At 53.1% G+C, this 19,997-nt stretch carries 22 protein-coding genes and 1 pseudogene; 13 read left to right on the top strand and 10 right to left on the bottom strand.

The window, feature by feature from the left end:
• Positions 1-163: 163 nt before the first annotated feature.
• From ATW55_RS15425 to merA, 6 genes are read left to right on the top strand one after another with little or no spacing between them, the layout of a single operon-like run.
• A complete protein-coding gene (locus ATW55_RS15425) occupies positions 164-1,423 on the top strand; it encodes an MFS transporter (RefSeq protein ID WP_067720349.1) in 1,260 nt (419 codons plus the stop codon).
• 48 nt (positions 1,424-1,471) lie between these two features.
• Complete coding sequence (locus tag ATW55_RS15430) at positions 1,472-1,795, top strand: hypothetical protein (RefSeq protein WP_153005198.1); 324 nt, start codon at positions 1,472-1,474, stop codon at positions 1,793-1,795.
• Positions 1,755-2,090 (top strand): ArsR/SmtB family transcription factor, encoded by a 336-nt coding sequence (locus ATW55_RS15435; protein ID WP_153005199.1) that lies wholly within the window; start codon positions 1,755-1,757, stop codon positions 2,088-2,090. Before ATW55_RS15430 ends, ATW55_RS15435 begins: the two co-directional genes overlap by 41 nt.
• Before the next feature lie 9 nt (positions 2,091-2,099).
• On the top strand, positions 2,100-2,630 hold the full coding sequence (locus tag ATW55_RS15440) for a TlpA family protein disulfide reductase (protein ID WP_067720355.1): 531 nt from the start codon (positions 2,100-2,102) through the stop codon (positions 2,628-2,630).
• Positions 2,630-3,289, top strand: coding sequence for a cytochrome c biogenesis CcdA family protein (locus tag ATW55_RS15445; protein ID WP_067720357.1), 660 nt, complete (start codon positions 2,630-2,632; stop codon positions 3,287-3,289). The genes ATW55_RS15440 and ATW55_RS15445 overlap by 1 nt, the downstream gene beginning before the upstream one ends.
• Before the next feature lie 49 nt (positions 3,290-3,338).
• Positions 3,339-4,958: a mercury(II) reductase gene (gene merA / locus ATW55_RS15450; RefSeq protein ID WP_067720406.1), complete on the top strand. Its 1,620-nt coding sequence runs from the start codon at positions 3,339-3,341 to the stop codon at positions 4,956-4,958.
• Here merA and ATW55_RS15455 read toward each other — a convergent pair.
• The 8 genes and pseudogenes from ATW55_RS15455 to ATW55_RS15490 form a co-directional block, all read right to left on the bottom strand.
• On the bottom strand, positions 4,955-5,614 hold the full coding sequence (locus ATW55_RS15455; RefSeq protein WP_153005200.1) for an HAD family hydrolase: 660 nt from the start codon (positions 5,612-5,614) through the stop codon (positions 4,955-4,957). The two genes, merA and ATW55_RS15455, sit on opposite strands and share 4 nt — an antisense overlap.
• Before the next feature lie 196 nt (positions 5,615-5,810).
• Positions 5,811-6,482 carry a LutC/YkgG family protein gene (locus ATW55_RS15460; RefSeq protein ID WP_067720361.1) on the bottom strand — a complete coding sequence of 224 codons (672 nt, stop codon included), beginning with the start codon at positions 6,480-6,482 and terminating at the stop codon, positions 5,811-5,813.
• Positions 6,479-7,933 carry a LutB/LldF family L-lactate oxidation iron-sulfur protein gene (locus ATW55_RS15465; RefSeq protein WP_067720363.1) on the bottom strand — a complete coding sequence of 485 codons (1,455 nt, stop codon included), beginning with the start codon at positions 7,931-7,933 and terminating at the stop codon, positions 6,479-6,481. The genes ATW55_RS15460 and ATW55_RS15465 overlap by 4 nt, the downstream gene beginning before the upstream one ends.
• On the bottom strand, positions 7,933-8,676 hold the full coding sequence (locus ATW55_RS15470) for a (Fe-S)-binding protein (protein ID WP_067720408.1): 744 nt from the start codon (positions 8,674-8,676) through the stop codon (positions 7,933-7,935). Before ATW55_RS15470 ends, ATW55_RS15465 begins: the two co-directional genes overlap by 1 nt.
• Before the next feature lie 233 nt (positions 8,677-8,909).
• Entirely contained in the window at positions 8,910-9,833 is a 924-nt protein-coding gene (locus ATW55_RS17090; protein WP_067720365.1) for a methyl-accepting chemotaxis protein, read from the bottom strand.
• A 178-nt stretch (positions 9,834-10,011) separates the two neighbouring features.
• On the bottom strand, positions 10,012-10,401 hold the full coding sequence (locus ATW55_RS15480) for a hypothetical protein (RefSeq protein WP_153005201.1): 390 nt from the start codon (positions 10,399-10,401) through the stop codon (positions 10,012-10,014).
• Entirely contained in the window at positions 10,398-11,057 is a 660-nt protein-coding gene (locus ATW55_RS15485; protein WP_067720369.1) for a TetR/AcrR family transcriptional regulator, read from the bottom strand. The genes ATW55_RS15480 and ATW55_RS15485 overlap by 4 nt, the downstream gene beginning before the upstream one ends.
• 79 nt (positions 11,058-11,136) lie before the next feature.
• Positions 11,137-12,130: pseudogene (locus tag ATW55_RS15490) on the bottom strand (zinc-binding dehydrogenase).
• A 165-nt stretch (positions 12,131-12,295) separates the two neighbouring features.
• On the opposite strand from ATW55_RS15490, the gene ATW55_RS15495 reads away from it, so the two are divergent.
• Positions 12,296-13,963 carry a glutamine--tRNA ligase/YqeY domain fusion protein gene (locus ATW55_RS15495; protein WP_067720371.1) on the top strand — a complete coding sequence of 556 codons (1,668 nt, stop codon included), beginning with the start codon at positions 12,296-12,298 and terminating at the stop codon, positions 13,961-13,963.
• Between the two features lie 93 nt (positions 13,964-14,056).
• On the top strand, positions 14,057-15,022 hold the full coding sequence (locus ATW55_RS15500) for a 2-hydroxyacid dehydrogenase (protein WP_067720410.1): 966 nt from the start codon (positions 14,057-14,059) through the stop codon (positions 15,020-15,022).
• Here the strand turns inward: ATW55_RS15500 and ATW55_RS15505 are convergent.
• Positions 14,988-15,200 carry a hypothetical protein gene (locus ATW55_RS15505; protein WP_067720373.1) on the bottom strand — a complete coding sequence of 71 codons (213 nt, stop codon included), beginning with the start codon at positions 15,198-15,200 and terminating at the stop codon, positions 14,988-14,990. The genes ATW55_RS15500 and ATW55_RS15505 overlap by 35 nt on opposite strands.
• A 146-nt stretch (positions 15,201-15,346) precedes the next feature.
• Between ATW55_RS15505 and ATW55_RS15510 the strand changes: the two genes are divergently transcribed.
• The 5 genes from ATW55_RS15510 (at position 15,347) to ATW55_RS15530 (ending at position 18,856) form a co-directional block, all read left to right on the top strand.
• A complete protein-coding gene (locus ATW55_RS15510) occupies positions 15,347-15,823 on the top strand; it encodes a flavin reductase family protein (protein WP_067720375.1) in 477 nt (158 codons plus the stop codon).
• A gap of 21 nt (positions 15,824-15,844) precedes the next feature.
• Entirely contained in the window at positions 15,845-17,026 is a 1,182-nt protein-coding gene (locus tag ATW55_RS15515) for a M20 family metallopeptidase (RefSeq protein WP_272867089.1), read from the top strand.
• Positions 17,027-17,197: 171 nt separating this feature from the next.
• Complete coding sequence (locus ATW55_RS15520; protein WP_067720377.1) at positions 17,198-17,992, top strand: hypothetical protein; 795 nt, start codon at positions 17,198-17,200, stop codon at positions 17,990-17,992.
• A gap of 130 nt (positions 17,993-18,122) precedes the next feature.
• Entirely contained in the window at positions 18,123-18,671 is a 549-nt protein-coding gene (locus ATW55_RS16585; protein WP_067720379.1) for a hypothetical protein, read from the top strand.
• On the top strand, positions 18,671-18,856 hold the full coding sequence (locus tag ATW55_RS15530; protein ID WP_067720381.1) for a hypothetical protein: 186 nt from the start codon (positions 18,671-18,673) through the stop codon (positions 18,854-18,856). The genes ATW55_RS16585 and ATW55_RS15530 overlap by 1 nt, the downstream gene beginning before the upstream one ends.
• Before the next feature lie 367 nt (positions 18,857-19,223).
• Here ATW55_RS15530 and ATW55_RS15535 read toward each other — a convergent pair whose 3' ends face one another.
• Entirely contained in the window at positions 19,224-19,730 is a 507-nt protein-coding gene (locus ATW55_RS15535; RefSeq protein WP_067720383.1) for a GNAT family N-acetyltransferase, read from the bottom strand.
• Between the last annotated feature and the right edge of the window lie 267 nt (positions 19,731-19,997).

Below are 19,997 nucleotides of genomic sequence, written 5' to 3' on the forward strand. Positions count from 1 at the left end.
TTTGGCCAACGAAACTGGAAATGAGATGGTTTGAACCTACCAATACCCAATTATTGGGGACAACTGCATAACTCATGAAAAAAAGATAAGTCTATACTTTTTTGAAGGAACACCTTATGTTTGTGAAACCCGCGAGAATCATGAAGGGGGTACACACGAACCTATGGTCAGGTATAAAATCGGTGCACTTTCACGTCCTGCGTTTCGCTGGTTTTATCTGGGGCGCGTCATCTCTCTTTTTGGCAGTGCGATGACGCCTGTGGCGCTCGCGTTTGCCGTGCTGCAAGTCCGAAGCGGGCAGCATCTGCTGGGATTCATCTTGGCGGCAGAAATTCTTCCAAACATCCTGCTGGTACTTATCGGTGGCAGTCTTTCTGATCGCTATCGCCGAGACAGGCTGCTGCTTTTTAGCAATCTAGGCTCTGGGTTGTCCCAGTCAGGCATTGCCGCCATCGTCCTGAGCGGCGCGAGTCCGTATTGGCTTCTCCCGTTTGCAGTTTCAAACGGTGTATGGAGTGCCGTCACGTCCCCTGCGATGCGTGGAATTCTTCCGGAGATTGTCGAGTGTGAGGACATTGCGCATGCGAATGCGCTCCTAAACACTGCACGCAGCGCTGCAAGGATCGTCGGACCGCCAATTGCCGGGATACTTGTCGCGACACTTGGTGGCGGCGTTGGGATTGCGATTGACGCTGCCACGTTTTTTATCGCGGCGATTTGCCTGCACCAAGTCCACATTCCTTCACATCCTGCGGTGGGGGACTCGTCCATTTTTCGTGAGTTGCGCGAAGGATGGTCGTACTTTCGGCAGCGTCGCTGGATTTGGTCGATCACGGTGGCTTTTACCTTGATGAATGCAGTCCAAATGGGCGTCTGGCAAGTCCTTGGCCCGATTCTTGCAAAGGTTACATTTGGCTCCTCTGGGTGGGGCGTAACACTTGGCGTAAAGGCGGTCGGGCTTTTGATCGCAAGTTTGGCGATGCTCAAGATTCAACTGCGTCATCCGCTGCGCGACGGGATGATCGCCATTGCGATCAGTGGCATTCCCATGTTCGTTCTCGGTCAAGGGTATGCCTTGCCTTACTTGATGATCGCAGCAGCGTTGGCTGGAGCCGGTTCGACGATTTCCGCAATGGGATGGGATACATCACTTCAGCAAGCTGTGCCTAAAAGCATTCTCTCACGCGTTTGTGCCTTTGACGAATTTGGGTCATACATGATGATACCACTGGGAGAGCTTTTTGCTGTACCCTTGGCTGACGCGTTTGGATACCATACAGTCGCCACGGTGGGCGGAATCGTCTTTGTGGTCATTGCGCTTTTGCCATTGACTGACAGGCTGGTTCGCCGCATGACTCCAGGCGATCTATGGAAACTCAACCAGGAGGGAAATGCCGAACTCAGTGGCAGTCTTCAAGGCTAACGGTCGTTCATGGTGGAGACGCACGCTTTTCTGTGCAGTCGCTTGGGATTGGGCACGACATTGACGCTGAATATATTTAGATATATAAATATGTTATGTGTCTATGAAGGACTTGAAAGCTTTGGAGATGATGTGTTGAACCAATCGTTTTCTTTTTTTGGTGCAATCGGTTTGACTGCAGCAGGCGCATTTATGGTCGGCATGAAGAATTGGATTGTTGGAGGATTTGTCGCGATGATAGGTACCCTCGCGTTGATCACTGCCCTCCATCGTCGCGGTTCGACCAGACTGGCATGTTGCGGTGTGAATATGGATCAGGAGGAGCTGGATTGTGAACACACTCAAGAGACAGGACACGGAGATTCAAAATGAGTTATACGCGAAATTTTTTCACGGGTTGTCCAATCCGACACGCTTTCGCATCGTGGAGATTCTGTTAGACGGTGAAAAAACGGTGAGCGATCTGGTTTACATGCTGTCGGTGACACAGGGGCAAGTATCCAATCACTTGGCGTGTCTCAAATGGTGTGGGTATGTCTCTTCGAGGCAAGATGGAAAATATGTGATCTATCGAATTACAGATGAACGTGTGCGCGTGATCATGCAACTTGCAAAGGAAATGGTTTCAGACAATGCAGCCCATATTAGCCAATGCACAAGAATGTGAGGGTTGACCGTGAATAAATGGATTTTGTTGCTGGGGCTTTTCGTCATTGTCGGGATTGGTATTTCTGCTGTGAACGCGATTGGGAGACAAAATCAAGTTGCCAATGCGAGCGCTCCGTCAACGACGAGTCTCAGTCAAGCAACAGCTAACGGAAATTTGGGATTTCAGTCACTCTCGTTTCATACGGTTTCAGGACACGTTCTTCACGTGAATCCCAATGAGAAAACCGTGCTACACTTCATGACTTCAACGTGTGCTTCTTGTGTTCCTACGGAACAGACACTGACCAAGTTTTCAAATATGCCAGGAGTCCAGATCATCTCCGTCGATATCAACCCGCAAAATGACAATCTGAATACGATTCAACAGTTTAAGCGCGCGTCCCATTCAAACTGGCCGTATGTCATGGAGACAACGCCATATCTCATCGACAAGTTCCACATTACAGAACTTGATACGGTGGTTATCCTCTATCACGGCCATGTGATTTTCAATAAGGTGCTCCCCTCCTACACTCAGTTGAAGAAGGTATTGGCGTAATGACAGGGTCATGGATTATTCTTGGGGCAGGAGTCATGGCAGCTTTTAATCCGTGTGGCGTGGCGATGTTGCCAGGGTACATTGTACGCCTGCTGGGCGGACAAGATCACACGCTCAAAGATGGTTTGTGGGCAGGTGGCGTCATGACGCTCGGATTTTTCTCTGTTTTCATTTTAGGAGGCATCGCGGCCGCACTTTTCGCTACGCTGTTGGGATCCATCACGTCGTGGGTGGCATTTTTCGTCGGTGTTTCCTTTGCGGTTGTCGGTGTGTTCATGTTCTTTGGAAAATCACCCTTTAATTTTCATATTCGCGGACCGAAGGTTGGACCCACAAGATCCAATCGAACCTTTTTTGTTTACGGGATCGCGTATGCGCTAGGTTCGCTTGGATGCACATTTCCCCTCTTCTCACTCTTGGTGTTGTCTTCGTTTGCTTCCCAAGGGTTGATGGGTGGCATCGCCGACTTCATGCTCTATGCCCTTGGCATGGGTTTTGTGGTAACCCTTCTGTCGCTTGCTTCGACCATTTCGCAACAACTCATCTCAACGTGGGTGCGAAAAGCTGCCTCTTTTATGAATCGCTTCAGCGCCATCATCACGCTTGGCACTGGAGTCTACCTGATGATCTATTGGTGGCCCTATCTGACGTTAAAGTGAGAGGAGATATCACGTGGCGACATTGCAATTCAAGCTGATCATTGAGGGAATGACATGCACAGACTGCGAAAATCACATTGTAAAGGCGCTGTCTGAACTCGGCGCCGTTCGCCCGAGTGCCGATTTTCGCCGTAATGAAGCGGTTTTTACGGCGCCTTCCGAACTGAGTCTCGACCGCTTGTTCAAAGCGGTTCGCGATGCTGGATACGTGCCAGTCGGTGTCGAATTGCGCGAAGAGCGATGCGTTGAACCGCCCCAATCACAAGTGCGCGAGTATGACTATGATCTCTTGATCATCGGGTCTGGGGCCGCCGCATTCTCAGCGGCGATTGAGGCGGTGAAATTTGACGCGCGAATTGCCATCATTGAACGATCTACCGTCGGTGGCACCTGCGTGAATGTCGGCTGCGTGCCTTCAAAAACAATGCTGCGTGCGGGAGAAATCTATCACCAGGCGGGGAGTCATCCTTTTGCCGGGATCCATACCTCTGTGCGCAGTGTGGACTTAAGCGCGCTTATCGATCAGAAAGACGCGCTGGTGCAGGAGCTTCGCAAACACAAGTACGAAGATTTGATTGATGCCTATGGCTTCAAACTGCTTCATGGCGAAGCGAGGTTTGCCGACGGGCATACGGTGATTGTGAATGAGCAGCGGATCACCGCGGCGAAATTCCTGATTGCGACGGGTGCATCGCCCGAGATTCCTGATATTGAAGGATTGACCGATGTGTCCTATTTGACCAGCACAAGTGCGCTTGATTTGCGCGCGGTTCCGGATCACCTCATTGTGATCGGATCCGGGTTTATTGCACTTGAAATGGGGCAGTTTTTTCGCGATGCGGGAGCGCGCGTCACCTTGATCCAGCGCAGCGAGCGCCTTTTGCCTTCGCATGAGCCAGAGATTTCGGATGCCGTTCGACAGTTTTTACAGAGCCAGGGCATTGACGTGATCTGTAGCGCAACGTATGAGCGAATCAGCGAGGTGGATGGAATCAAATCGGTTCATCTTGTTGTACAGGGCGAGGCGCGCGTCATTCGCGGTGACGCACTTCTTGTGGCGGCAGGTCGCGCGCCGAATACGGCGGGGCTCGATCTTGAGAAGGCGAATGTGCGGATTGGCGAGAAGGGGCAGGTCCTTGTTGTCGACGGCATGCGAACAAGCAATCCGGATGTGTATGCGGCGGGCGACGTGACGCTTGGACCCCAGTTTGTGTATGTAGCTGCGCACCAAGGGGCGATCGCCGCGAGTAATGCGGTGGGCAAGGAAGGTCGAAAGGTTGATTTGCGCGCGGTTCCAAGTGTGATCTTTACACATCCGGCCATTGCCTCGGTGGGAATGACAGAAGAGAAAGCAAAGGCGCACGGACACGATACGCGCGTGTCGGTCGTGCCGCTTGATGCGGTGCCGCGCGCGCTCGCCAATCACGACACGACAGGCGTACTTAAACTCGTCGCCGACGCAAAAACGCGAAAAATTCTCGGCGTACACGTGGTCGCCGAGAATGCGGGAGACGTCATTTACAGTGGGGTGCTTGCGATCAAGTTCGGATTGACAATCGATGACATCGCAGGGACACTTGCGCCATACCTCACCATGGCTGAAGGATTGAAACTAGCGGCGCTCACTTTTGATCGAGATGTGTCGACACTGTCATGCTGCGCCGGTTAATGCGCGCCCATTCGCTCCATGATGCGCGACACAGTGACCTCGCGGATCGAGTCGACAACCCAATCTGCCTTTGAGAGATCTTGCGCGCCGGAGTGCATATTTTGAAATCCAATGCACATCATTCCGGCGCGTTTGGCCGCGATCACTCCGTGGTGTGCGTCCTCAATGACCACGCAGTTGCTTGGCGCAATGCCAAGAAGGCTGGCGGCTTTCAGGTAAATGTCGGGTGCAGGTTTGCCCAAAGGAACTTCTTCTCCACTGACGATCGCGCGAAACGCATGCAGGATCTCAAATTTTTCGAGCACGGCCTCGATCAATGCGCGGGGGGATGAAGACGCCAGACCGAATGGAATGTCGCGTGCAAGCAATTCATTGATCAATTCACGGATGCCAAAGATTGGCTCAAGCGGCGTTTCGCGGATCAGTTGAACCTTGTGCACACGCTGTTCTTCCAGGATTGCGTCGAGGTTGATGCTCAGTTGGTGCTCTTCTGCGATGCGTTTCCAGATATCGGGATTCCTCATGCCTACAAACTGCTCCATGTATTCAGGGCCTTCATGGACGCCGAGTCGCTTTAAAAATTCCTCATCGACTGCGAAGTGAATCGGTTCGCTGTCGATAATCACGCCATCCATGTCAAAAATCAAAGCCTTCATCAAAAATCATCCACGCTCCTTATGCGCATATCATCTCATAGATTGGCATTCACTTACCAGTCTGCCAGCTAGTCCATTGATGCCGCAGGGAAGAAGATATCGTCTGAGATGCTGCGCCGCTTGAACTCTGAAGATGGCAGCCCTGTTTTCGTGAGGGCTGCCGTTGCAGCAAGCGTCCTATTCGTTTGGGTGGAGCTTAATGATTTTCGACGATCAGCGCAAATACGGCGGCAGGGCCGTGAATGCCGATGGTCTGGTCGTTCTCAATGTCTGACGAACGGCTTGGACCGCTGATAAAGTGAACCGAAGAAGGCAGTGCAGTGCGTTGTGCGGAGAGATTTTTCATGACATCGCCCATGCGCGGTCGGATCTGGTCCTGATTGATCAACACGATGTGCACAGACGGCAAGACGGCGACGGAGCGGCCGCGCTCGGGTGTGCTCATCAGCACGATCGTTCCAGTTTCCGCGATCGCATACGAGCAACCGGTGATGCTGACCTCGACATGTTGATAAGCGTCAACGCCACACTCGCGTCCCCAGACGGTCAATTCATAGGGTGCGAGAACATCCGTTAGCGCATACTCTTTTATAAAATCTCCGCCCCACACCCCGACGCGACGCGGGTTCAGCATGCTGAGCCACTCCTGAATCACGGTTGGAACCGCGCTCCAATCGCTCACCAGGCGCACTTCGCCGCCGAGTGTCATAAGCTCCCGCTTGAATTGTGCAGTGAGTTCGTGAGGAGACTCAAGGACGTGCGCACTGCCGTTTGTGTTCATGAAAGCATTGCGCACAGGCACGGTCTGTGTAGCATAATCGCGGCCCAGACGATTTGCGATTTTTGTCAGAAAATCCCTCTCATTCACACATTGTCACCTCGCGGTTTTGAAGATAGCGTCGGTTCGATTGCTTTCCAGCGTTCGCGAAAGGACGTTTTTGCGAGTTCCGGCATGGCACGACTCTTTGTCCACGCCGAGAGCGGGCCGTCGGTCATTTCCGTCTGACTGTTTTTGAAAAACGCCATCTGCACGACGCGCCCCGCTTTCATAGAGAGGCGGTAGCGGCGATGATCGGAAAAGATCCAGGCAAATCCTTTCATCAGTGAGCGCTCCTGCCCCGTCGTCTTGCCTGCGCGAACCTTGCGCTGCCGCAACTTTACAAGCATTTCGTGAAGCGGGATCTTGACGGGACAAGCCTCGTAACACGCACCGCACAGACTTGACGCATAGGGCAGATCATCATGCGCGCCGTCTTCTTCAAGCAGTGGCGTGAGTACTGCGCCGATCGGGCCGGGGTAGACAGAGCCGTATGCGTGTCCGCCGACTTGTCGATAGACGGGGCAAACGTTGAGACACGCGCCGCAGCGAATGCAGTTGAGGATCTCTTGAAAATTTTCTTCACCAAGTTGCTTTGAGCGACCATTGTCGAGAATGATCACATGCATTTCCTTTGCCCCGTCGACTTCTTCATTTCGACGCGGCCCCGTGACCATCGACATGTAGGTTGTAATTTTTTGCCCCGTCGCGCTTCGCGGCAAGAGGTTTGCGATCACCTCAAGGTCTGCAAAAGATGGCAGGACGCGTTCCATCCCCATCAGGACAATGTGCGTTTTCGGCAGATTCACCACCATGTCAGCGTTTCCCTCATTCGTAAAGAGCACTACGGTACCTGACTCGGCGATGCCAAAATTGCAACCGGTCATGCCAATATCCGCCTGAAGAAAGCGTTCGCGCATGCGGCGTCGCGCAAAACCTGCCAGCACCTTGGTGTCTGTTGAGAGATCGACACCGCCGTCAGCCGTAAACAGGTCCCTGATCTGCTCGCGGTTTTTGTGGATCGACGGTATGATGATGTGGGATGGTGTCTCCTTCGCGAGTTGAATGATGTATTCGCCAAGGTCCGACTCCACAACATCGATGCCGGCCGCCTCAAGATGGTGATTGATCTCTATCTCTTCAGAGACCATCGACTTTGACTTGATCACAGAGCGAGCCTGCTTCTGGCGCACGATCTCAAGAACCTGTGCGACAGCCTCGTGCGCATCCTCTGCAAAGTGGACATGACCGCCCGCTCTGCGGACATTTTTTGCAAACTGGCTGAGGTACGTATCCAAATGGGCAATGGTGTGACTGCGAATGGCACGCCCCTCTTCGCGCAACGCTTCCCAATTTGGCAGGGGTTCTGTACTCGCCTTTTTCTTGTCTCGCAATCGATCGACCGTAAAGCGCACGGCCGAGCGCAAAAATTCATCCTGCAGCGCATCGTGCGAGCGCGCCGCGAGATCGCGCTGTGTGCCGTGTGCTTTTTGCTCAGCCATCAAATCGCCCCTTCCGCCAGTTGTATGCCATCGTAGAGCAACTCGGCGAGATGCTTTACTTGCACGGAACTGCCTTCATGCTGCAGTCGGCCGTCGATGTTCATCAGGCATCCCATGTCGGTTCCAACGAGGTACTGTGCGCTGGTTTCGCGGATATGCGCTGTTTTCTCGCTGACCATTGCCGCCGAGATATCGGCCATTTTCACGGCGAAAGTCCCGCCGAACCCGCAACAATCGGATGCGTAGGGAAGTTTGACTAGCTCAATCTCTTTAACCCGGGAGAGGAGCGTTTCCGGTTCGTCTTTGATGCCGAGCAGACGCGCGCCGTGACACGACGGATGATATGTGACGCGGTGAGGAAAGCGCGCACCGACATCTTGCACGCCAAGGACATTCACAAGAAACTGTGAAAACTCATAGGTTCTTTGTTTGAGTTTTTCTGCGCGCGCGGCAAGCCGTGCGTCGCTTTTAAAAAGCAGGGGATAATCATGGTGGATCATTCCTGCGCAGGAACCGGATCCGGTGATGATGTACTCGGATTCTTCAAATGCGTCAAGCAGCGTGGCGGCTACCGTTCGCGCCTCGTCGGCATAGCCACTGTTGTAGGCGGGTTGTCCACAACATGTTTGCGTTTTGGGCACGTCGATGCGCACGTCGTAGCGATCAAGGATGCGCACGATTGATTCTGCGACATGGGGATAGAGATTGTCGATCAGACACGTGATAAAAAGGGATGCTCGCAGTGTGACGACCTCCACGTGAGAATGACATTTCATGCAGCTGGGAACATGTGTTTAAAGATGAAAGCGTATACGATCGAAATTTGGTAACGCTGTTCTATAATCGTAACATATTTGCGGGGAGAATCTTCAGTGATTCTTTTATAAAAATACAAAGGGAGACTCTTCGCAGTTCGAGTCTCCCTTTGCCTGTCTGTGCGATTGCAAGAATTGAAAGTCAGGCGACGTAAGGTGAATTACGAGTTACTCGCCGATTGTACCTCTTCGTGAATCTCCGATGCGATTTGCTTTGTCGCGGCAATCTGTTCTGTCACAGATTTGATTGAGATATGCAGCGCGTCGAGTTGCTCGCGCACCACATCCATCCCGCTGAGTGTCTCGCGGACATTTTGCTCCAGGGAGTTGGCCGTTTCGCTTGCGGACGCGGCATAACCGCGGCTCGCTGTGGCAAGTTTGCGGATTTCGTCTGCGACGACGCCAAATCCGCGCCCCGCCTCACCGGCGCGCGCCGCCTCAATCGCCGCGTTGAGGCCGAGCAAGTTTGATTGCGCCGCGATATCCTGAATGGATTCGGCGGCTTGCTTTACTTCAGGTATCGTGTTCATCATATCGTGATACATTTTTTTGACGAAACGATCGTTGTCTGCTATGCGATTCATACGTTCTTCAATATCATGGATCTGCTGTTTTGCGGTTTCAGTGACCGTCATCCACTGATCAATCTGTTTTGCCACGTCCATTTCAAGCAGGCGCGCATTTTCTGTGACAATACCATTTTCAAGGATTTTAAGCGCGCGGAGATAACTGACAATATCCTCACCCCACACGTCGAGATGGGTGATGCCAAACTCCATGATCGCCTGAATCATCACCATCACATACGCGTTTTTGACTTTGAATCGTTGGTGTGTCAAGGCGATGCGCGACGCGCGCTGTTTTAAATCGCTCTGTGTGGCGGAACTGAGCGCAGTGAACACGTCGATGACCACCTGATAGAGTCGCTGCTGGGTCGATTGCTCTAGGACGCTCTTCATTCCGGGGTGCTTTTCGACAATCTGCAAAAAAGCGTTCGCGACTTCTGGCGCGCGAAGTTCAAACCACTCTTTCTTGTTTTTTAGTGCGGCTTCATCTTGGGCAGTCAGTATGGCCAATTCGCTCATCGGGCACCTCATTCTCTCACAATCTATGGCCATTATATCCTAATCTTGGGTGTGAATCGATAGATGGGGCGCTGTCTGTCGGACCATGGAAAGACGGTCAAAAGAAACAGTGATTAACACGAAATCACGCGCGCCGACCTGCCGACGTGCACAGGGTCCTCTCGCGCCATGTGCACGCCTAACTCTCTTTTTCAGCGAAGCGTGTCCACACCAAACGCAGGATGAGAATAATGACAAACACCCATAGGTCTTGGGTCAGCGAAGGATTGCCCGGTGAGAGAAGCAGTTTTCTCGCAAAGATTGTGAGCAATAGATCGAGCAGGCGAATCGGAGAGAGACTGCGAAGCAAATCGAGCACCTCATAGAGCAGTAAGAGGGAAAAGAGGTCGTCGACAATCGAATAGAAGTCTTCGAAAAGCAGTCCGGGATGGTGCAGCAGCATGGACCAGCGCGCCATAAATCCGATGATTCCGAGAATGAGGAGTGCGAGAATCAAAAGAACGATCGCAGGGCGAATCATATGAATCATCTTGCGAGCAAATTGGATCAGAATGACTCCTCCTCTCATGGGCTGCTGTCTTTCGCCATAGGCGACGGTGAAGCAGGGGGCCCAATTCCGTGCCAAAACAAATCCAGCGCGCGCTTGGCGTTTTCTTCAAGCGAACCTTCCCGTGTGGAGAGGCTCTCTTTTGCCACGTTGACCATCGCGAGATATGCGCGCGCAGAGAGACGAACGTCACACGATGCGATCTCGCCGCGATCGATCGCCCGTGTGAGCGCGCTTGCGATCGTCTCGATCAATCGTTCTTCTGCTTCTTTCATCGCACGAAATTGTGTATCCGTCAATGCTTTTTCGCTGCCGCGCATGATCACTTCAAGACTGAGGGGCGTATGGATTCGCAGGCGCGCCGTTGCAATGGTGAGCAGACGATCATAGAGCGATATGTCTGACGCGAGCAGTTGTTCCGTGCGCACGCGGACATTTTCCATCATTGTCTGCATGGCCGCCAGAAAGAGGTTTGCCTTCGACTGAAAATAGTAGTAAACCATCGCTTTTGTCACGCCGCACGCGGCGGCGACCGTTTCGGTGCTGACAGACTCGTAGCCGTGTTCTATAAACAGTTGGGTAGCGACGCTCAAAATGCGGTCGGCCGTCAATTCGGTCTGCTCAGATTGCTTGGGGCGTCCTTTGCGGCGCGGGGTATCTCGTACCGTTTTGGCCACCCCTTTCTACATCCTTAACTCAGTGAATGATCCGTATTGTCTTTCAGTTAAAGTATAGCATACTTGGATGAATTAACCGTCACGGTTTTAAGACAACTTTAATGCAGTCCTCCTCTTTCTGGTCAAACACGCGATACGCGTGCGACGCTTCTGACAGCGGCAGGCGATGCGTGATCAAATCCGTCGCCTTTAACGCATCTTTTTCGATCATGCGAAAAAGTTCAGGCAGCAAATGGATCACTGGCGCCTGTCCCATTTTGAGTGTGACGCCATGCGCAAACAAATCACCGAGCGGAAACGCGTTGTAAAGCGCTCCGTAGACGCCGATCAGTTGTATCACACCGCCTTTGCGGACACACTTCGACGCAATCGTGATCGCACCAAGTGCCCCGCCTTGCAGCTTGAGCGCAGACTCGACCACCTCTAGCGGGTTCATCTTACCATCGAGCCCGACGCAGTCGATTACGACATCCGCCCCTCCGCGGGTCATCTCCTTGATCAGATCGCCCGTATGCTTCTCTCGCTCAAAATTGATCGTTTCTACATGATTGGTCTGTTTTGCGTGCGCCAGACGGTAATCGAGACGGTCGACGGCGATCACGCGCGCGGCACCTTGCATCCACGCAAAGCGCTGTGCGAGCAAGCCGACAGGGCCGCACCCCAATACGACGACCGTATCCCCTTTTTTCACACCAGCGTTTTGCACCCCCCAATAGGCGGTGGGAAGTATATCCGATAAGAAGAGCAGTTCTTCGTCATCGCGCTCGCATGATTCTGGAATGACAAAGGGGCAGAAGTTACCGTAGGGCACGCGCAAAAGTTCTGCCTGAGCTCCGTCGTAGCCGCCAAAGGTGTCCGAGTAGCCATAAATGCCGCCGGTTTCGCCGTAATCATTGGCCAAGGACATCGTTTTTGTGCAAGTGTGGGATCATACCGTGAATCAGGTGAAGATCGGATCCGCAGATGGCCGCCGAGGTTACTTGTATGACGATGTCATCCACTTTGATTGGTTTTGGATCAGGTACATTTTTTACTTCGACATGCTTGATGCCTTGATACGTCACAGCGCGCATGATGAGAACCCTCCTCGTTTTGATGTAGGATGCGTCGGTACAGGAAAATTTAACCGGTGACAGGTGCTTCGCAGATGCATCTTGTTACGTTGTGTGCGAAAATAAGGTACGATAGATCGATACAACAACGGTCACTCGCTGGAATGCGGATGGTGCGAACGAAGGATGGATCGTGTGGACGTGACTACGGCAACTGTTGCGGCAAGCAACTATATAAAGAAGATTATTGAAGAAGATCTGCGCGAGGGACGTATTTCAGAGGTTGTCACGAGGTTTCCGCCAGAGCCAAACGGCTATTTGCACATCGGTCACGCAAAGTCGATTTGTCTCAATTTTGATTTGGCAGACGAGTTTGGCGGACGAACCCACCTGCGCTTTGACGATACCAATCCACTCAAAGAAGACGAAGAGTACGCGCGGGCGATTGAAGAGGATGTACGCTGGCTCGGCTACTCATGGGACCGGCTCTGCTACGCGTCGGATTACTACGAAGAGATGTTTGAGCGCGCAAAACTACTGATTCGCAAAGGCCTCGCCTACGTGTGCGAACTGTCTGGCGATGAAATTCGCGCGACGCGGGGTACGCTGACGGAGCCAGGGACACCGAGCCCGTTTCGGAATCGCTCTGTCGAGGAGAACCTCGATCAATTTGAGCGAATGCGCCGCGGGGAGTTTGTAGACGGTGCGAAGGTGTTGCGCGCGAAGATTGACATGGCGTCGCCAAACATCAACCTGCGCGATCCTATTCTCTACCGAATCTCACACGCGACGCACTATCGCGCAAAAGACGCGTGGCGCATCTATCCGATGTATGACTTCGCACACCCTCTGGAAGATGCGATTGAAGGCGTGACGCATTCGATTTGCACGCTTGAGTTTGAGGATCATCGCCCACTCTATGATTGGGTGATTCGCGCGTGTGAGATGCCGACGGTACCCCGTCAGTATGAATTCGCGCGCCTGAACATGACAAACACGGTGATGAGCAAACGCAAGCTCAAGGCGCTGGTCGATGAGGGGATCGTTGATGGTTGGGATGATCCACGCATGCCGACGGTTGCGGGCTTGCGTCGAAAAGGGTATACGCCAGGTGCGATCAGGGCATTCGCGCGGGAAGTTGGCGTGGCAAAGAGCAACAGCGTGGTCGATGAGCGGATGCTTGAACATTTTGTGCGGGAGGACCTGAAGCTCTCGGCGCCGCGCACGATGGCTGTTTTGCGGCCGCTTCGCGTGGTGATCCTAAATTATCCAGAGGGGCAGACCGAGTGGCTGGAGGCGGAGAATAATAGCGAGAACAAAGAGCTTGGTGTGCGCCAGATTCCGTTTGGGCGAGAGATCTGGATTGAGCAGGATGATTTCATGGAGAATCCTCCGCCAAAGTATTTTCGATTGACACCAGGCCAGGAGGTGCGCCTGAAACACGCCTATTTTATCCGGTGTGAAAAGGTCATCTACGATGAGGCGGGAAAGGTCGCCGAGGTGCACTGTACGTATGACCCGGAGACGAAGTCTGGCAGTGGTTTTACGGGGCGCAAAGTGAAGGGAACGATTCACTGGGTGTGCGCAAGCGAGGCGCGTCCGGCGTCGTTTCGCTTGTTTGAACCGATCTTTCTTGATGATGACGGGATAGCGGATGAGAGTGAGCGACCACTCAACCCAAATTCTCTGACGCGACTTGAAGGGTATGTTGAGGCGCAGATGGTGCGGGAACAGGCGGCGTCTACGTACCAGTTTTTTCGCCACGGTTATTTTCACGAAGACGTGTTGCTAAGCACATGGTCACACCCCGTGTATAACCGTGTGGTTTCATTGAAAAGTTCGTACGAGGTTTAGTCAGAGCGGAGGACGCCGCATTGCGCAGAATGGTGTTCTCAGGAGTCAGGTTGGGTGCACGGTGCATGCAGGCATGTTGACAGTCAACTGGGGGTGACGCGGTTGAAACTCTTTGTGACGCGACAGCTTCCGCGTGATGTATGCGACGCAGTTCCTGCGGACGTGTCGCTCGCGATGTATGAGCATGAGAAGCAGGCGATTCCGCGTGAGGAATTGCTTGCGCGCGTGGCCGGAGCGCGCGGCATCGTGACGATGCTCACAGAGCGCATCGACGAGGAGGTCATGAATGCGGCAGGTCCGCAGCTTGCCGTGATCTCGACGATGTCCGTGGGCTTTGAGCACATCGATCGTGGTGCTGCGGCGCAGCGCGGGATTGTCGTGTGCCACACTCCGGATGTGTTGACGGAGACGACCGCAGATCTTGTGTTTGCACTTTTGCTGGCGACGGCACGGCAGTTGCCGCAGGCGGAACGTGCGCTGCGCGAAGGGCAGTGGGGAACGTGGCAACCGTTTCAGTTTCTCGGCACGGATGTGCACGGGAAAACGATTGGACTGCTTGGTATGGGTGGAATTGCGCAGGCGGTCGCGCGTCGCGCGCGCGGATTTGGCATGCGGATCCTCTATTGGAGTCGCTCGCGCAAATCGGATGTGGAAGAGACGCTTGGCGTGACGTACAGTGATCTGACCACTCTCTTACAGGCGTCGGATTTTGTCGTGCCGCTATTGCCCGGCGGCGATGCGACGCGGCACCTGATTGATCAGCACGCGCTCTCGCGCATGAAACGAAACGCTATGCTCATCAACGCATCGCGCGGGAGTGTAGTGGATGAGGATGCGCTTTTGCAGGCGCTGCAAACGCGGGCGATTGCGGGGGCGGGTCTTGACGTATTCGCGAGAGAACCGATCGCTTTGACCCATCCGCTTTTGCGGGAGGAGCGCGTGGTACTTCTCCCGCACATCGGTTCGGCGACGCTTGAGACGCGCACAAGCATGGCGCGGCGTGCGCTTGAAAACGCTTTGCTCGTCATGAGAGGGGAGGCGCCGTTTGATCGCGTGTAAATGCCTCTTCTTGATCCCAGGCGTCGCAGTATGCTTGCGCTTCTTCAGCAGATGCAAATGTTGAGAGAATGTGACCTGTCCCGACATGCGCCTCTGTAAAATCGGGCAGTTTGATCACACTGTAGTGGCTTCCAAGCTTACGAATATGGAATTGTCCTTTTTCTGTGTTGTAGAACATTCCGCTCACTCCTGCACGATGTTTTGTCATAAAAAATGTACTTGTTCGGCAAAAAATAGTGTACCCTGAAGTAGAATTACGTATGAGATCGATTGACTTTCGCGGGAGTGAGGTGAAGGCTTTCGAGCGAGAAAGGATGAAACACATTGGCAATTGATGCACAAACATTTCGCGCCTCACTGGGGCGCTTTGCGAGTGGCGTTACGGTGGTAACCACCGCGTTTGGCGAGGGACAGGCGGGTCTGACGGTCTCCGCATTCAGTTCTGTCTCGCTCGACCCGCCGCTCATTCTTGTTTGCATTGACAAGCGGTCCTCTGCGATTGAACGGATCGACGGGAGCCAAGCGTTTGCCGTTCATGTTCTGTCGGAGTCGCAGGTTGATCTATCCAATCGCTTTGCGTCGCGCAGCGAGGACAAGTTCGCGGGAGTCAGCGTCGCGCGCAGCGCCCTTGGCAATCCCAGGCTTGAAGATACACTCGTTTTCCTTGATTGCCGCGTCTCGCAAAAAGTCGATGCGGGAGATCATTTCATTTATATCGGTCAAATTGAAGAGGCTGAGATTCAGGAGGAGAAGCAGCCACTCGTGTATTTCTCGGGAGGCTATCGCTCTCTCGCAAAATAGAGCCGGGGAGAGGTCACCACAATGTCCATTACGATGAATGAATTGCGCACGAAAACAGATCCGATCACTGAAAAAGTCGTGGCGTGGCGGCGCTATCTGCATGAGCATCCGGAAGTGTCGTTCCAGGAAGAAAACACGTCGCAATACGTTTATGATCAATTGTGCCATATCGATGGATTGATGGTGACGCGTCCCACGAAGACGAGTGTGATGGCACGTCTCATCGGTGATCGTCCAGGGCGGGTACTCGCGATTCGCGCGGATATGGATGCGCTCCCGATTCTCGAAGAAAACACGTTTGACTTTGTTTCAAAAAATCCTGGCGCAATGCACGCGTGCGGCCACGACGGGCACACCGCGATGCTTTTGGGCACGGCGACCGTGCTTGCCGGCATGCGCGAACATATCGCAGGTGAGATCCGCTTTTTGTTTCAGCATGCGGAAGAGCTTTTCCCTGGCGGCGCGCAAGAGATGGTCGATGCGGGTGTGCTTGACGGCGTTGACCAGGTGATCGGCACACACCTTTGGGCGAGTCTGCCTTGCGGCCAGATCGCGATTGCGCCAGGCCCTGTCATGGCTGCGCCCGATACGTTTACGATCACGATTAAAGGGAAGGGCGGCCATGCGGCGCATCCCGACCAGACGGTAGACAGCATCGCGATCGGCGCACAGCTCGTGACCAATCTGCAGCACGTCGTTTCGCGAAATCGCGACCCGTTAAAACCGATGGTACTCTCGGTCACCACGTTTCACGCAGGGACGGCGTTTAACGTCATCCCTGACTCTGCCACACTGTCAGGCACGGTGAGAACGTTTGACGCAGCGCTGCGTGCAGCGGCGCCTGGCATGATGGAACGGGTGATTCGCGGTGTGACTGAGGCACACGGCGCGAGTTATGAGTTCAAGTATACGAATGGCTACCATCCCGTCGTAAACGATCCGGGGCTCACCGCTCAATTGAAGGCGGCGTTTGTTGAACAGTTTGGCGATTCGATCGTTTCGGACGCCGTTCCGTCCATGGGGGGAGAAGACTTTTCGGCTTATCAGCAAAAGGTGCCGGGATGTTTCTTCTTTATTGGCGCGGGCAATGTGGAAAAAGGAATCGTCTATCCGCATCACCATCCGAGGTTCACGGTCGATGAAGACGCTCTTCCCGTAGGGGTGCAGTCGTTTGTGACAGCAGTGTTTGCGTTGATGGACTGATAGAAGAATAAATAAACTGCTCCGCTTTGAGTGGCGCGGATTGAAGATGTAAGCCCCCTCTCTTTCAGGAGGGGGCTTTGTGTCGCCTATTTTTCTTGATTTCCGCTTTTGTGAGCGGCATTCGTGCCATCTCTCGCATCGTATGGAGGAGGTGAAAAGAGGTGTGGCACTGTGAAAGAATGGGTCAAGCGTTTTATGGATCTCGCGTCACCGCAACAAAAAGTGGAGGATAAGCAGGAAGCGACACAGACGGTTGAACCGGAACAGGGGAATTTAAGTGGCGTGGTGGAGCAAGGGGGGCATCCCCCATTTTCTCCTTTCACTATGCAGGAAGGTGCGCAAACGATCGAGGGAGCCAGTCCGCAGCGTTTGCCGACGCGTACGCCCGCAGCGAATTCTGTGTCTGGATCAACTTCTCTTCCTGACATGATTCGCAAGCGTCTACAAGGAATTTTGCCAAAGAAAATGACGACGCCACTGGGCAAAGGCGACGCGGGGGCGCGCGGACTACGTGGCAGGAGTACGCGAGGCCCTTTTGGCGCGGGCGGTGCATATCCGCAGCAACTAAATTCGCAGCAGCACATTCCGCAGCAGGGAATGTGGCCAACTGGTGCAGGGATTCCCCAACGGGTCAATACGATGGCAAACCGAGGGATGTCCGGAGCGCAGACACCACAAATGCCACCGTCACAGTTGCGTATTCCGGCGTTGCGTGGCGCTGATCGTTTCGTTCCGTTTGCTGGGATAGAGCGAATGGGCACCCCACATAGACGGTTTTCTATGCTGAAACGAAGCGGTCTTCAGTCTTCCGTCGCTAATCCGATGCGACGAATCACTGGAGGGGGCGCACAGCCGATGTCTCGCGTGGGTGGATCACCACGGGGTTGGCAAACTTCATCGTACATTGACCCTTACACGGGACAACCGCGCGGACCGCGACCGCCGATGCCGCCGGGATTCTTTTGATGGGCACGAAACGCTGTCCCGTGTTTTCTCAATCGGACAGAATTGGACGTATGTCATGGTGCATTTGAACCAAGAACACCTCAGGGTGATCGCATAGGTTGAAGAATGAGAAATGAAAGGAGGTTTACGCGTGATGTGTACGTATGGCCAATGTCAAAGAGCGGTTGGTCAGTGGGTACAATTTTCGACGCCATGGGGTGCGCATCGTGGCATTGTGCGTCAAGTGACGCAGCAAGGCGTTTTGATGTCGGTGCCCCGTACTTATGCGCCGCAGGGACTTGTGAATGGATCGAATATCTCTGGCAAATCGGATGAGGAGCGCTTGGATTTGGCACTCGCTGCATACGGGTATGGCCCGGGCATGGGCTATGGACGTCCTGGTTATGGGGGTGGCTACGGCGCACCCGGCTATGGCTGGTGGGGCGGCGGTTGGTGGTGGTGGTGGTTGCGTTCGCGTGGATTTTCGCGCTCGCATTTCTCTGGTAGAAGGCGGATCCCCCGCGCGGTGCGGGGGATTTTTATGGTTGGCGGGAGGAAGATTGTCGCGGCATCGCGAGAAAGTGGCATTGGCGATGGAACATGCAGAAATCAAGAGTGCAAAGGATCAAATGGAACACGCACGAGGTTGCGTGCGATCATCAGAAACGGCTTGACAACGTCAGTGAACTGTGGGGTGTGATGGACGAGCATTGCCGTTTGCTCAAGGAACTGATGGACAAAACGAGAGAAGAACAGGATGAGTTAAAGCAGATGCAGCGACGCCTAAATGCGTGGGTGACCGATGAGAGCGCGCTGCGAGAGGTGCGCTTGGATCTCCTTGAACGAACAGGATTTTCTCGGGTTGACGCTTGCTTTGATTACTGAGGTGGTGGCGACATCGGCTGAGGATCAAACGATTGAGCTGGATGTCGTAGGTCGATGGTAGGAGGAGTTGAGACGTTATTTTCAGCGATGATGTTGAACCGGGGTGCAGAGAGAGGCGGGGATTGTTCAAAGATCAGATGGATCGTAAAATGACGGGTTTTTCGTACCATTCTGGATGAAGATGGAGAGAATACGCCGCCATTTTTTCAGCTTTGTTGTCTTGGAGATCAACAATTCATACTAGTGCAATGATTAATAGCCATGCAACACTCAGGTTGCACCGCTATTGCAGATAAGCCACTGTTGACTGAATTGAATAACTAATCACGAATTAAGGGTAGCCCAAATTGGCTGCCCTCGCTCCTTATCACCGCTTATCGATTTTCCAATAAATCATGTCTTCCACTTGAGATAGCTTTTTCATGCCGACTTTTTCTAGCACACGTACAGACGGTGTGTTAGTGACTAGGCACTCTGCAGTAACGCTATTAACGTTGGATTGATGGAAAGCCCATTCAATCAATGCCTGAGCCATCTCTGTAGCATATCCTTGCCCCTGGTACTTTGGAATAATGTCATACCCAATTTCCACATTCCCGAGTTCATCAGGCGAGGATTTGAAACCCATCGTTCCAATCAAAATAGAATTAGAAACATGGACAATCATGCCACTCCATTGCCCAATGCTCGGATCTCGCTCAAGTTCCTCCAATGTCATTGGTAATAGGAATTCTCGAACAGGATCGCTTGGAAAATCGTGAGGTACTTCAAGTTCTAGTATTTGGGATAGCCTTGACTTGTCCTCAATAGCTGCCAGCACTAATTCTTGATTCCATGACACCATACGAAGACGTTTAGTTACTAAATTCGTCACTTTACAGATCCCCTTAATGGGGATTGAAAACAACCAATCCCCTAGAATTTTTGATTGAGGACTGGACTGAATATAATATGCACAGTCGTACCCCTTTGCATTTTAAATTGAGTAAATAACATCACAATTTATGTTAATATTCATTCAGTTTTCCTGCCCAAGAACGCAGCAAGATGAGCTTTTAACGAATGCATGTTCATGCACGACTGTCGCAACTGTCGTGACTGCAGATAAGCCCAATGGTTCGAGAACGGAGCCAGTGCCTAC

The sequence above is a fragment of the Ferroacidibacillus organovorans genome (genome assembly GCF_001516615.1).
GTDB lineage: Bacteria > Bacillota > Bacilli > Alicyclobacillales > SLC66 > Ferroacidibacillus > Ferroacidibacillus ferrooxidans_B.

Bases quoted from the DNA above. Each gene is read 5' to 3' on its own strand.
- ATW55_RS15445 (WP_067720357.1), top strand. From the start codon at position 2,630: ATGACAGGGTCATGGATTATTCTTGGGGCAGGAGTCATGGCAGCTTTT.
- merA (WP_067720406.1), top strand. From the start codon at position 3,339: ATGACATGCACAGACTGCGAAAATCACATTGTAAAGGCGCTGTCTGAA.
- ATW55_RS15505 (WP_067720373.1), bottom strand. From the start codon at position 15,200: ATGTTCTACAACACAGAAAAAGGACAATTCCATATTCGTAAGCTTGGA.
- ATW55_RS15480 (WP_153005201.1), bottom strand. From the start codon at position 10,401: ATGAGAGGAGGAGTCATTCTGATCCAATTTGCTCGCAAGATGATTCAT.
- ATW55_RS15455 (WP_153005200.1), bottom strand. From the start codon at position 5,614: ATGAAGGCTTTGATTTTTGACATGGATGGCGTGATTATCGACAGCGAA.
- ATW55_RS15465 (WP_067720363.1), bottom strand. From the start codon at position 7,933: ATGGCTGAGCAAAAAGCACACGGCACACAGCGCGATCTCGCGGCGCGC.
- ATW55_RS15495 (WP_067720371.1), top strand. From the start codon at position 12,296: ATGGATCGTGTGGACGTGACTACGGCAACTGTTGCGGCAAGCAACTAT.
- ATW55_RS15425 (WP_067720349.1), top strand. From the start codon at position 164: ATGGTCAGGTATAAAATCGGTGCACTTTCACGTCCTGCGTTTCGCTGG.
- ATW55_RS15515 (WP_272867089.1), top strand. From the start codon at position 15,845: ATGTCCATTACGATGAATGAATTGCGCACGAAAACAGATCCGATCACT.
- ATW55_RS15530 (WP_067720381.1), top strand. From the start codon at position 18,671: ATGGACGAGCATTGCCGTTTGCTCAAGGAACTGATGGACAAAACGAGA.
- ATW55_RS17090 (WP_067720365.1), bottom strand. From the start codon at position 9,833: ATGAGCGAATTGGCCATACTGACTGCCCAAGATGAAGCCGCACTAAAA.